The organism is Fructilactobacillus sp. X2R5C3, assembly GCF_059901325.1.
Genome location: NZ_JBWXUY010000004.1, coordinates 25,073 through 37,421, shown reverse-complemented (window position 1 = coordinate 37,421; position 12,349 = coordinate 25,073). Strand labels below are relative to the sequence as shown.

Genomic DNA, 12,349 nt, shown 5'->3' with positions numbered 1-12,349 from the left:
ATTCATCCATTACCTTTACATTATATTGATTTTAATGTATAATAGTAATACGCGAGGTGATTGATAATGCCAACTAGTCTATCTAAGATTAAATTATTTCTAGATAATCACATTGGACAGGAAATCCATGTAACTGCACAAGCCGGAAGAAAACGAACTAACGAATATGATGGGGTTCTGGCTGAGACATTTCCCGCTGTATTTTTAATTACACTTGATCCAGACGAGAAGTTAGGACAAGTATCATACAGTTATACTGATATTTTAACCAAGAACATCGAGATTAACTTTGTTTAATGAATTGACCGAAAGGTCTTTTTTTTTGCTTTATATTATTAGTAGTTAGTAAGATAATGTGGGTATTTAAATTAGTCAAGATAATCCATGATTTCCCCGAGCTGTTAGTTGCATATCTTAAGATAACAGTGTTATATTAGTTGAGAACTATTGATTAGTTAGTAAGCTTCGTTAGTACTATTGAAGCTCGAAATGGTAGGAGTTTAAATATGGATGACTTAGTTTTAAAGATAGAAAATTTAACCGTTAATTTTGCGGATAAACACGTTTTAAGTGATTTGAGCTTTAACGTGAAACGTGGTAGTTTTTTAAGCATTGTAGGCCAGAATGGAGTAGGGAAGACCACCTTGATCAAAGTGATTCTTGGTCAATTGAAGCCCACCAGTGGAAAGGTTCAGTTTATCCCGGATCGTTCTCAGGTCAAGATTGGGTATGTGCCCCAGTTTAGAAACATTGATACCGAATATCCGTTGTCGGTAAAAGATTTTGTTGCTCTAGCTTTTAGTGGTTTTAAACTACCGTGGCTTTCAAGAAAAGATCGTGAAACGTTAAATCAGGTCCTAACTGAGACTAACCTAACTGATATTGCCAAAGAACCATTAGGAAGAACTTCCGGTGGGGAAAAACAACGAGCTTATCTGGCACAGGCGCTGGTAGTGAAACCCGATCTTTTGATTTTGGATGAATCGACGGCAAGTCTTGACCCAGAGGCCAAGGAGAACCTGCTTAATGTGGTTTCCGATCTAAACGTCAAAAGTGGGTTAACCGTAATTTTTGTTACGCATGACATTCCGCTAGCAAAGAAGTTCGCTAACGAATACTTGTTTTTGCGTCCTGATAATTATGAATTTGGACCAATTAAGAACTTAAATGTTGAAGAATTTTGGAAGGGACAAGCCGATGTTTAGTTTTGAATTTATGCGTAATGCCTTTTTAGCCAGTACCATCATTGCGGTGGTCTGTGGGGTCATCGGGGTGTTTGTCGTTTCAAGAAACATGCCGTTTCTGACCCACACTTTATCTGAGATTGGGTTTGCTGGAGCTTCCTTTGGAATGTTTGTTGGGATTAGTCCGTTAAACGGGATGCTACTCTTTACCACCATTAGTTCGGTTCTCGTTGGGAGAATGAGTGCTGGCTCCGTTGCCGAAAGACGAGAAGATACCATCAGTGCTGTTTCGGCCCTCTTTATTGGACTAGGAGTCTTATTTCTAGCCCTTTCAAACAGTAGTGCTAGTTATGCCACTAATATCCTGTTCGGAAGTATTGTTGGGATCAGTGCCGCTGAGGTCCACCAGATGATTTGGTTATCGGTGATTGTGTTAATCGTGACCCTATGTATTTATCGGGACTTAAAATTTGATTCGTTTGATGCAGTAGGAGCCAGAGCCCAGAAAATTCCAAGTGGAATCCTCTCATTGATTTTCCTAGTGATGCTGGCCTTAAGTGTCTCCGTGGCTGCTCAAATTGTCGGGGCACTTTTGATTTTTATCCTTTTGACTTTGCCAGCTGCGAGTGCTAAATACTTTTCCCATTCAGTCGGAAAAATGATTGGACTGGCCATTGTTTTTGGTTTGATCGGAGTTTGGGCTGGATTAACGCTTGGATACTACACGAACTGGCCGGTAAGTTTCTTTATTGCTGTTATTGAGGTTGCCATTTACTTTGGATCACTGATTTATAATCACTTTAGGGAGGGCTAATTTGATTTAGTTCCTCTTTTTTTTACTCTTTTTTCGATAAAGTGAAGTAAAACACGAACATTTATGCTAAAATTTCCTTGTGTGCCAATTTATGACGAGGTGAAAGCATGAAATTTAAAAGAAGTGAACGATTAGTAGATATGACAAACTATCTATTAAACCGTCCTCATACATTAGTACCATTAACTTTTTTCGCTAAGCGCTACAATTCTGCTAAATCTTCCATTAGTGAGGACTTAGCCATTGTGAAGCAAGCATTTCAACAACGTGGGATTGGTCTGGTTGAGACCGTTCCCGGAGCTTCTGGGGGCGCCAAATTTACGCCATACATTTTAAAAGAGGCGGCTGATCAGTTTATTAAAGAGGTCTCTGACATCTTAAACGATAACGATCGTTATCTTCCTGGTGGTTATGTTTATATGTCCGATATTTTAGGCCAACCGGAGAAGTTGAAAACCATTGGGCGGATCATTGCCACCCAATACCTGTTTCAGAAAGTTGACGCAGTACTAACGGTGGCAACGAGAGGAATTCCAGTTGCCGAAGCTTCTGCCACGTATTTAAATGTGCCACTGGTAATTGCTAGGCACGACTCTCAAATTACTGAGGGGTCGACCGTGAGTGTTAACTACGTTTCGGCATCTAGTCAAGAAGTTAAACGAATGACAATCTCAAAAAGAAGCCTGAAGCCAGGTTCTAACGTTTTGATTGTTGATGATTTTTTGCGTGGTGGCGGAACGATTTCTGGTCTGACGTCCCTGATTGATGAGTTTGATTGTCATCTAGTGGGCAGTACGGTTTTTGTTGAAACCGATGACCCAGGTCACAGAAAGGTTACTGATTTTACTTCATTACTTAAAATGGATATTAAAGATGATCAGATTGAGATTAAACCTGGCAATTATGCCCAAAAAATTTTTGGGAGTACAAATTAAAAATTAATTACAAGGGGAACAAAAATGAGTTCAAAGAATACGATTATTTTAGCGGCTGGTAAGGGCACCCGGATGAAGTCCAAGTTATATAAAGTTCTCCACCGAATTTGTGGGAAATCAATGGTTGACCATGTTTTGACGCAGGTATCCAAGTTAGATATGGATAACATCATCACGATTGTTGGTTACGGTGCTGAAGATGTAGAAAACGAACTTGGCAATCGTTGTGAGTACGTCGTCCAAGATAAACAACTTGGGACTGGCGATGCCGTTGCACGAGCTGAAGGACTTTTAAAGAACTCAGATGGTGAGACGTTAGTTATTAGTGGTGATACTCCATTATTTACCTCCTCTACTCTTAAGCAACTCTTTGAGTATCACGAACAAAAAAAGGCCACCGCGACCATTTTGACGTCTAAAGCTCCTGATCCGACTGGTTATGGCCGGATTGTTAGAAATGACATTGGGATTGTAGAAAAGATCGTGGAGCAAAAGGATGCTACGCCGGAAGAGCAAGCCATTCATGAGATTAACACTGGGGTTTACGTGTTTGATAATCATTCGTTATTTGAGGCTTTGCACAAGATTAATAATGATAACGCTCAGGGTGAATATTATTTAACTGATGCCATTGAAGTTTTAAAAAATGAAGGTCACACAATTGCTGCCTACAAAATGGCGAACTTTAATGAATCGATGGGTGTAAACGATCGGGTCGCTCAGGCCCGTGCCACTCAAATTATGCAAGCCCGGATTAATCGTCAGCACATGCAAAATGGTGTTACGATTGTTAATCCCGATGATACCTATATTGATAGTGACATTAAAATTGGTCAGGATACCATTATTGAACCAGGAGTTCAACTTCAAAATGGGACGGAAATCGGTAGTAATTGTATCATTGGTGCCCACTCTAAAATTTCTGGCAGTAAAATTCATGATAACGTTAAGGTCTTCTCTTCGGTAATTGAAGATTCTGAGATGATGCCAGGTTCTGATATCGGACCAGATAGTCATTTAAGACCGGGTGCTAAGATTGAAAAGAATGTTCACATTGGCAACTTCTGTGAGGTCAAAAGTGCCACCATTGGCGAGGGAACCAAGATGGGTCATCTGACTTACGTTGGCAATGCTAAACTCGGTAAACACATTAATATTGGTTGCGGAGTGATTTTTGCGAATTACGATGGAGCCCATAAGCACACCACAACGGTTGGTGATGATTCTTTTATTGGAAGTAATTCCAACTTGATCGCCCCAGTCCACATCGCTGATCATACTTTTATTGCGGCTGGTTCGACCATTACCGACGACATGGATCAGTACGACATGGGAATTGCTAGAGAGCGCCAGACTAACAAGCCGGGTTATTATAAAAAACTTCCCTTTAAAGGCGCTAATTAATTTGAGCTAAATAGTGAAATTGTTTTCTGAAAATAATATAATGGAATTGATTAGGTAGGAAAAAAATGTGGGGGTTATAATGGCTGAAAAGTATGCTGATCCAAAATTAAAGATTTTTTCTTTAAATTCAAATCGTCCGCTTGCAGAAAAGATTGCTAAACGAGTGGGAGTTCCCTTGGGAAAAGCTTCCGTCAGTCGCTTTAGCGATGGTGAGATTCAAATTAATATTGAAGAAAGCATTCGTGGCGATAACGTTTATATTATCCAATCAACTTCTGATCCCGTTAATGATAATTTAATGGAATTATTAATCATGATCGATGCTTTAAGAAGAGCAAGTGCCAAAACCATTAACGTGGTTATTCCATACTATGGTTACGCTAGACAAGATCGAAAAGCACGAAGTCGTGAACCAATTACCGCTAAGTTAGTGGCAGACATGCTGGAAAAAGATGGAATCACACGTTTGGTAGCCCTTGATTTACATGCTGCTCAAATTCAAGGATTCTTTGATGTTCCCGTTGATCATTTGATGGGGGCACCGCTTCTTGCTGACTACTTCATCAAGAACGGACTCGCAAAAGACGCGGTAGTTGTTTCACCTGATCATGGTGGGGTGAGTCGAGCTCGTGCCATGGCTGAGTTTTTAAAGGCTCCAATTGCTATTATTGATAAGCGTCGCCCAAAAGCCAACGTTGCTCAAGTTATGAACATCATTGGGGATGTAAAGGGGAAGCGTTGTATTATGATTGACGATATGATTGATACAGCTGGAACCATTACGAAAGGTGCGCAAGCCTTAATGGATGCTGGTGCTTCAGAAGTTTATGCATGTTGTACCCATCCCGTCTTATCAGGGCCAGCAACCGAAAGAATCGAAGCTTCGCCAATTAAGAAACTGGTTGTGACTGATTCCATTCAGTTACCCGATTATAAAAAAATTGACAAGATCAAACAAATTTCAGTTGCACCATTAATTGGAGACGCAATTACTAGAATTAACGAAAATCGTCCCGTTAGTCCGCTGTTTAGTCATCGGTTTGACTATGGTAAGGATGATGAAAAAAAGTAATGGATAAAAAATAATCTTAGCTTAAAATGCTAAGATTATTTTTTTGCGCTCGTTTGTTATTGATTAACGTACTTATTGATGGCGTATGCTACCCCATCTTCTGAATTAGGTTTAGTAACAAATTGGGCGTTCTTTTTAACTTCATCGATTCCGTTACCCATGGACACTCCCAGTCCCGCAAACTTGATCATCGAAATATCATTCCCCTGATCGCCAATGGCCATGACGTTATCTGGCTTTAAACCAAGCTTTTCGGAAAGATCCCGTAAGGCATTGCCTTTACTTGAATTTGAGTTCATAAACTCAAGAAAGACCGGTGAACTCTGAACGACACTCATTCGGTCGTAGATTGATTTTGGTAGATTGCCCTTTGCTTTGGTAATCTTGTCCGGATAATCAACGTACATCAGTTTGTAAATGTTGACGTCACGAGTGATTTCACCAGGAGTTCGATATTTGATGGGCATCGAAACAAGATGGCTTTCTTCAACGGAAAAGGGACTAATATCACGATCGGTAGTGGTAATGGAATCAACCGTTTCGATTTGGAAGTGAACTCCCATTTCTCGTGACATCATTTCAATTTCTAAAAAGTCATCATACTTAACCGTTTCTTTGATTAACACTTTGCCACTAACCGTTTCGACTAGGGCACCATTATAAGTGATGGCGTATTCATCGTCTCCGTCAATTCCGAGCTTATCAAGGTATGGCTTTACGCCAGTAATGGGGCGACCAGTACAAAGAACCACTTTTATGCCTTGATTGCAGGCTTTAGTAATAGCTTCGATGGTTGCTTTTGCTAATTGATTTTTTTCGTTTAATAGGGTGCCGTCGATATCGATGGCAATTAATTTGATATCCATGTTAGTTCTCCTTTGGAATTATAAGGTTGTCATTATCAATGTATTTTTGAAATTCATCGTATAAAGGTTGAAAAAGTTCAACGTTTTTTGTTGGCTTAAGCATTTCACGTGGAAAGAAAAAACGCTTGTCACCAATTAGTTTTCCGGTAATGGCACGAACTAGGTCACTAGTTTGAGAGAGTTCTACCAAATTACCATCATTTTCCATCAGTTCAATCTGGGCGTTTTGATGTTTACTTTTGGGATCGTAGACATCATAGGGCTGATCAAAACTGTTGTCAGTGGCAGTGTAGTACTTTGGATTAAATCCGGCTTTTTCAATGATCTTTTGTAGCTTAGGGATTAAAAATTCCGTCTGATCGTTGTATTTAGCGGATTTAAAGGGACGCCGATTTAAGAAACGTTTGGCGAGGTCAGAGAGAATCGGATCTTCCGACTTGCGCCACATGACGAAGTAGGTGTTAAGCACCCCATCGTCAATTTGTAAATAATCATCTAGGGAATAGTTATTAGAAAAGATTGGCATTAAAAGACTAGGCTTAAAGGTGCTCTTAGGTTGTAACGCTAATTCTTTTGCCCGCATCAGTAGGTGACTTAAAATAACCTCCATCGAACGTGAGACGGGATGGAAGTATACTTGTTGATACATTTGAAAACGACAAACAATGTAGTACTCAATCGCGTGTAAACCACTTGCCCGAAAACAAATCCCGCCAGAGTACGGACGCATCACCTGAAGAATCCGATCCAAATCAAAATTACCGTATTGTGCTCCGGTGTAATATGAATCACTTAGAAGGTAGTCCATCCGATCGGCATCAACTTGACTTGAAATCATTTGGACGACTTGCGGATTGTCATAGGTCTTGTTAATGACACTGGCGACGCGTTCGGGAAAATCAGGACCGACCTCACTTAAGACGTGGTTAATTTCCGTTTCGTTTGAAGTGATGATTTGCTGAGTAATCTGTTCGTGATTGGTGTGAAAAATGTGTTCAAACGTATGTGAATAAGCTCCATGACCAACGTCGTGAAGTAGAGCGGCACACAGGGCCACAATTCGTTCTGAATCGTCCCATAAGCCATCACCCGCTTTTTTAGACGGATAATTTCGCTTAAAATTATCACAAATTCGTCTAGTAATTTCATACACTCCTAAAGAGTGGCTAAATCGGGTGTGTTCTGCTCCGTGAAAGGTTAATGAAGTAGTTCCTAACTGCTTGATTCGTCTTAGACGTTGAAATTCAGGCGTATTAATGAGATCAAGAATTACTTGGTGTTCAACGTAAACGTGACCCAGAACTGGGTCACGAAAAACTTTGTCATATTTCAATGGTTGATTGTAATACTTCAATAAAAGACCTCCACTTATACTAATCTCTCTTCATTATAACTGAAATAAAAATAAACGTCATGACAAACTCAAAGTTAGTGCATTTCCATTGCTAACGGCGTAAAATCAAATTTGTGAGGTGATATTTTTGGCAGAAAACGAAAAGATCGAAAAAGTTCAAGTTGAGATTGCAATCGAAATAAAACAGGACGAAAACGTCGAACACCATCATTTTAAAGAAAATGGGCAACTAGTTATGCTCAACGGCTATCGTTATTTACGTTACGTTGAACACGTTGACGGACAACCGGACGTTCCTGTCACCTACCGGATTGGAAAAGATGCGATTCGGTTAACTCGTGCTGGCAAAAATCATCTTGAACTTCATTTTAAACCGAACGAAACAATCGAAGACTTGTACCGAACGCCATTTGGTAATTTGAAAATTGGGGCACATACCACTAGCATTAAACAATCTAGAGATGATAAAAACGGATGGCAAATGATTGAGATTAACTATGAGTTGTACACCGACGGACAGAAAGTCGGCGACTATCGAGTCAAATTGCAATTTAAATGTTAAACTAGTATTATTAGTCTGTTAGGAATCTAGAAAGGCGTGGTCGAATTGGAACTTAAAGAATTAGACAAGCAAGATAAAAGCGAATTATCAATGGTTGAAGTGGCTCATGCAATTTTAGCTGATGCTGGTAAAACCATGTCATTCGTTGATTTAACCAACGAAGTACAAAAATACTTGGGGGACAGCAACCAAGTAATTCGTGATCGTTTACCTCAATTCTACACAGACCTTAATGTTGATGGGAGTTTTATTTCCCTTGGCAATAACGTTTGGGGTCTTCGTACTTGGTACCCATATGAATCCATTAACGAAGCCACCATCAATGAAGGTGAAGAAGACAACGGTAATACTCCCAAAAAGCATCGTAAGGTGAATGCTTTTATGGCTGATGCAGCTGACGATGATGACGTGATCGACTATGATAACGATGATCCAGAAGATCAGGATGATTTTGATGATACCCCTGACGACAAGGATAAGTATCATAAGGATCTTGATGAAGAAAATCCTGATACTGATGATGACGCCATTGACGATGATGACGGTGTTGAAGGCGACCTCTCAGAGGTCAATCCAGATGACGATGACGATAAAAAAGATGATGACGACGACAATGATTAAACTTGACTAATTATGTAGAATCACTTAACATACTATTTGGGCACTTTACAGACATGTGAAGTATTTCGAATAAGTAACCGCTCCCTATTCAATGAATGGGGAGCTTTTTTTATGTTGTAACCTAAATTTGATGGAGGAGTTAAGCATGACTAAGTATATTTTTGTAACCGGTGGAGTAGTTTCTTCCTTAGGAAAGGGAATTGTTTCGGCTTCAATCGGAAGATTATTGAAGAATCGTGGCTTTAACGTTACGATCCAAAAATTTGATCCATATATCAACATTGATCCGGGAACAATGAATCCTTATCAACACGGAGAAGTCTTTGTTACCGATGATGGTGCTGAAACTGATCTTGATTTAGGTCATTACGAACGTTTTATTGATAACAATTTAAACAAGTACTCTAACTTTACGACCGGTAAAATCTATGAAGAAGTTTTAAGAAAAGAACGTCACGGAGATTATCTTGGGAGAACCGTTCAGGTCATCCCTCACATTACTGGAATGATTAAACAAAAGATTATGAGTGCCGCTCAAAGCACGGACGCTGATATCGTTATTTCAGAAATTGGTGGAACGGTTGGAGATATCGAGTCCCTACCGTTTTTGGAAGCCATCCGTCAAATGAAACATGAAGTCGGTGACGAGAATACTTTTTATATTCATGTTACGCTTGTTCCGTACTTGCACGCCGCAAAGGAAATGAAAACCAAACCAACCCAGCACAGTGTTAAAGAATTAAGGGGAATTGGCATTCAACCCGATATGTTGGTTCTTCGTGCTGAGAAACCAGTTAGTGATGAGATGAAGAAAAAAATTGCCATGTTCTGTGATGTTCCGGTTAAGGATATCATCGAGTCCATCGATGCTCCTAACTTGTACCAAATCCCGCTTAGTTTTCAAAAACAGGACATGGACGATGAGATTTTAAAGCACTTTAACGTTAAAGCTCCAGAGGCTGACATGAAAGACTGGAAGAAGATGGAGAAGCACATCAGAAATCTCAAGGGTGAGGTTAACATTGCCATTGTTGGTAAGTATGTTGATCTAAACGATGCTTATTTGTCCGTCAATGAAGCTTTAAAACATGCCGGTTATGCTGCTGACGATAAGGTTAACATTCACATGGTTGATGCGGGTACGATTAACAGAGACAACGTTTCTAAGAAGTTAAAGGGAATGGACGGAATCTTGGTTCCTGGTGGATTTGGTAATCGAGGGGTCGAAGGAATGATTCAAGCCGCTCGATATGCTAGAGAAAATGATGTTCCTTATTTAGGTGTTTGCCTTGGAATGCAGATTGCTACCATCGAATATGCTAGAGACGTTGTGGGTTATAATGATGCCAACTCAACTGAATTTGATCCGCAAACTAAGCACAATGTGATTGATCTCATGGCCGATCAAAATGATGTTACTGATGCTGGTGGAACCCAACGCTTGGGTGCTTATAAGACTAAGTTAAAAGCAGGAAGTAAAGCCGCCGCCGCATACGACAACAAAAGGGAGATCTCAGAGCGTCATCGTCATCGTTATGAATTCAATAATAAATTTAGAAAAGACCTGGAAGATGCTGGCTTAGTTATTTCTGGGACCTCACCAGATGATCACTTGGTTGAAGTGGTCGAAGTTCCTGATAATCACTTCTACGTTGCAGCCCAATACCACCCCGAATTTTTATCACGGCCAAATCGTCCCGAGGGATTATTCAAGGCGTTTGTCGCCGCTGCCGACAAAGAACACATGCATAATCACAAGAAGTAACCAGGCTTCTTTATAATCTTAATAAAATAATTTCTGATTTTGTATTGTGTTTTGGTGAAAACTTTCCTATGATTATTATTAAAAGATATGATATAAGTGAGGATTACCAATTATGACGATACTAAAAATATCAGGAGGACATCCTCTATATGGCGACGTCACCGTTGGCGGAGCTAAGAATAGTACGGTTGCTTTGATACCGGCCGCTATTTTGGCGGATAGTCCAGTGGAACTTGACATGGTTCCCGATATCTTGGATGTGCATAATCTCATGCTAATCCTCCAGTCGATGAACGTAACATCTGATTTTTCAGATGGTGTCTTAAACATTGATCCAACTAATATACTTGAGGGTGAGTTGCCCGGTAAAGCAATTAAAAGTCTACGTGCTTCCTATTATTTTATGGGAGCGCTTCTTGGCAAGTTTCATCGTGCCACGATTAGTTTCCCTGGTGGAGACAATATCGGACCACGGCCAATTGACCAGCACATTCGCGCCTTTAAGGCCTTGGGTGCAGAAGTCAATGAAAGTGATGATTCGGTCGATATTAATGCAACGGAAAATGGACTTCATGGGGCTTCAATTTTCTTTGACATGGTCTCGGTTGGAGCAACGATCAACACGATTCTGGCAGCGGTAAAGGCTAATGGGGTTACTACCATTAGTAATGCCGCTAAAGAACCGGAAATTATTGATATTGCATCATTTTTGAATAGTATGGGAGCTAAGATCAGAGGAGCTGGGACCGACGTCATCAGGATTCAAGGCGTTGATTATCTCCAGGCCAAGGCGACGCATACGATTATCCCTGATCGAATTGAAGCGGGGACATACTTGACGTTAGCCGCCGCTGTTGGGAAAGGAATTAACGTTAAGAACGTAATTCCTGAGCATTTACAAGCCTACACAGCTAAGTTGATTGAAGCAGGCGTTCAATTAGAAGTTGGCGAAGACAGTATTTATGTTCCAAAGACTGGGAAATTAAATGGTATCGAGATTAAAACGGCACCGTTTCCAGGGTTTGCGACGGATTTACAACAACCAATTACCCCCATGCTGTTTAAAGCAGACGAGGATAGTGTGATTCACGATACGATTTATCCGGAACGTCAGAATCACATTGCCCAGCTCCAGAAGATGGGGGCTAATATCAAGGTCAATCCAACTGATAATTCAATTATTATCAGTAAGAGTGAGAACCTCCATGGGACAACCGTTCAAGCCGGAGAGATCCGCGCTGGGGCATCCTTGGTCATTGCTGGGCTGATGGCTAGTGGTAAGACCGTCATTGAAAATGCGGACAATATTTTACGCGGATATGATAATATTACTAATAAATTAACCAATCTACACGCTAACGTCCAGATGATTGACCAGGACGACTAACTCCTGAGTCCTATTGCGTACGTCAAAAAATAATGTTAAGCTATTATTGTTGATGTTATATTCGATAATCAATCTCTGAACTGTGTTTAGGGCAAAAGGAGCGAAATATTATGAAAAAAGGAATTCATCCAGATTTTCATCAAGTTGTTTTTCAAGATTCAAGTACTGGATTTAAATTCATTACTGGTTCAACTGCAACCTCTGATGAAACCGTCAAAATGGACGACGGCAACACTTATCCATTAATCCGAGTTGAAATTTCATCTGATTCACATCCATTCTACACTGGTAAGCAAAAGTTCAACCAAGCAGATGGTGCGGTCGATCGTTTCAACAAGAAATATGGTCTTGCCGACAAATAATAATAAATAAAAAGAGCCAACTT

The 12,349-nt window shown here is 40.2% G+C and carries 13 protein-coding genes; 11 read left to right on the top strand and 2 right to left on the bottom strand.

Annotated features, from left to right (window positions below; genetic code table 11):
* Positions 1-66 precede the first annotated feature (66 nt).
* The 6 genes from AC6UDE_RS06155 to AC6UDE_RS06130 all read left to right on the top strand — a co-directional run bounded on the left by AC6UDE_RS06155 (position 67) and on the right by AC6UDE_RS06130 (position 5,409).
* Positions 67-297 (top strand): Veg family protein, encoded by a 231-nt coding sequence (locus AC6UDE_RS06155; RefSeq protein WP_500693999.1) that lies wholly within the window; start codon positions 67-69, stop codon positions 295-297.
* Between the two features lie 209 nt (positions 298-506).
* Complete coding sequence (locus AC6UDE_RS06150; RefSeq protein ID WP_500695771.1) at positions 507-1,205, top strand: metal ABC transporter ATP-binding protein; 699 nt, start codon at positions 507-509, stop codon at positions 1,203-1,205.
* Complete coding sequence (locus AC6UDE_RS06145) at positions 1,198-1,998, top strand: metal ABC transporter permease (RefSeq protein ID WP_500696923.1); 801 nt, start codon at positions 1,198-1,200, stop codon at positions 1,996-1,998. The genes AC6UDE_RS06150 and AC6UDE_RS06145 overlap by 8 nt, the downstream gene beginning before the upstream one ends.
* Positions 1,999-2,105: 107 nt before the next feature.
* A complete protein-coding gene (gene purR, locus AC6UDE_RS06140) occupies positions 2,106-2,933 on the top strand; it encodes a pur operon repressor (protein ID WP_500693996.1) in 828 nt (275 codons plus the stop codon).
* 24 nt (positions 2,934-2,957) lie between these two features.
* Positions 2,958-4,337, top strand: a complete 1,380-nt coding sequence (gene glmU, locus AC6UDE_RS06135) for a bifunctional UDP-N-acetylglucosamine diphosphorylase/glucosamine-1-phosphate N-acetyltransferase GlmU (protein WP_500696922.1) — start codon at positions 2,958-2,960, stop codon at positions 4,335-4,337.
* A gap of 79 nt (positions 4,338-4,416) precedes the next feature.
* A complete protein-coding gene (locus AC6UDE_RS06130; protein ID WP_500693994.1) occupies positions 4,417-5,409 on the top strand; it encodes a ribose-phosphate diphosphokinase in 993 nt (330 codons plus the stop codon).
* A gap of 56 nt (positions 5,410-5,465) precedes the next feature.
* Here AC6UDE_RS06130 and yidA read toward each other — a convergent pair whose 3' ends face one another.
* On the bottom strand, positions 5,466-6,275 hold the full coding sequence (gene yidA / locus AC6UDE_RS06125; RefSeq protein WP_500693993.1) for a sugar-phosphatase: 810 nt from the start codon (positions 6,273-6,275) through the stop codon (positions 5,466-5,468).
* A gap of 1 nt (position 6,276) precedes the next feature.
* Positions 6,277-7,629, bottom strand: a complete 1,353-nt coding sequence (locus AC6UDE_RS06120) for an HD domain-containing protein (protein WP_500693992.1) — start codon at positions 7,627-7,629, stop codon at positions 6,277-6,279.
* Positions 7,630-7,756: 127 nt separating this feature from the next.
* On the opposite strand from AC6UDE_RS06120, the gene AC6UDE_RS06115 reads away from it, so the two are divergent.
* The 5 genes from AC6UDE_RS06115 (at position 7,757) to AC6UDE_RS06095 (ending at position 12,326) form a co-directional block, all read left to right on the top strand.
* Positions 7,757-8,191: a YwiB family protein gene (locus AC6UDE_RS06115; RefSeq protein WP_500696921.1), complete on the top strand. Its 435-nt coding sequence runs from the start codon at positions 7,757-7,759 to the stop codon at positions 8,189-8,191.
* 45 nt (positions 8,192-8,236) lie between these two features.
* A complete protein-coding gene (rpoE, locus tag AC6UDE_RS06110; protein ID WP_500695768.1) occupies positions 8,237-8,812 on the top strand; it encodes a DNA-directed RNA polymerase subunit delta in 576 nt (191 codons plus the stop codon).
* Between the two features lie 145 nt (positions 8,813-8,957).
* Complete coding sequence (gene pyrG / locus AC6UDE_RS06105; RefSeq protein ID WP_500696920.1) at positions 8,958-10,577, top strand: CTP synthase; 1,620 nt, start codon at positions 8,958-8,960, stop codon at positions 10,575-10,577.
* 112 nt (positions 10,578-10,689) lie between these two features.
* On the top strand, positions 10,690-11,964 hold the full coding sequence (gene murA / locus AC6UDE_RS06100) for a UDP-N-acetylglucosamine 1-carboxyvinyltransferase (RefSeq protein WP_500696919.1): 1,275 nt from the start codon (positions 10,690-10,692) through the stop codon (positions 11,962-11,964).
* Between the two features lie 110 nt (positions 11,965-12,074).
* Positions 12,075-12,326 (top strand): type B 50S ribosomal protein L31, encoded by a 252-nt coding sequence (locus tag AC6UDE_RS06095; RefSeq protein ID WP_500693987.1) that lies wholly within the window; start codon positions 12,075-12,077, stop codon positions 12,324-12,326.
* The last annotated feature ends 23 nt before the right edge of the window (positions 12,327-12,349 follow it).

What these genes read in the sequence shown, in the direction of transcription:
- AC6UDE_RS06155 (WP_500693999.1), top strand. Translation starts at nt 67, where the DNA reads ATGCCAACTAGTCTATCTAAGATTAAATTATTTCTAGATAATCACATT.
- AC6UDE_RS06150 (WP_500695771.1), top strand. Translation starts at nt 507, where the DNA reads ATGGATGACTTAGTTTTAAAGATAGAAAATTTAACCGTTAATTTTGCG.
- AC6UDE_RS06145 (WP_500696923.1), top strand. Translation starts at nt 1,198, where the DNA reads ATGTTTAGTTTTGAATTTATGCGTAATGCCTTTTTAGCCAGTACCATC.
- purR (WP_500693996.1), top strand. Translation starts at nt 2,106, where the DNA reads ATGAAATTTAAAAGAAGTGAACGATTAGTAGATATGACAAACTATCTA.
- glmU (WP_500696922.1), top strand. Translation starts at nt 2,958, where the DNA reads ATGAGTTCAAAGAATACGATTATTTTAGCGGCTGGTAAGGGCACCCGG.
- AC6UDE_RS06130 (WP_500693994.1), top strand. Translation starts at nt 4,417, where the DNA reads ATGGCTGAAAAGTATGCTGATCCAAAATTAAAGATTTTTTCTTTAAAT.
- yidA (WP_500693993.1), bottom strand. Translation starts at nt 6,275, where the DNA reads ATGGATATCAAATTAATTGCCATCGATATCGACGGCACCCTATTAAAC.
- pyrG (WP_500696920.1), top strand. Translation starts at nt 8,958, where the DNA reads ATGACTAAGTATATTTTTGTAACCGGTGGAGTAGTTTCTTCCTTAGGA.
- murA (WP_500696919.1), top strand. Translation starts at nt 10,690, where the DNA reads ATGACGATACTAAAAATATCAGGAGGACATCCTCTATATGGCGACGTC.
- AC6UDE_RS06095 (WP_500693987.1), top strand. Translation starts at nt 12,075, where the DNA reads ATGAAAAAAGGAATTCATCCAGATTTTCATCAAGTTGTTTTTCAAGAT.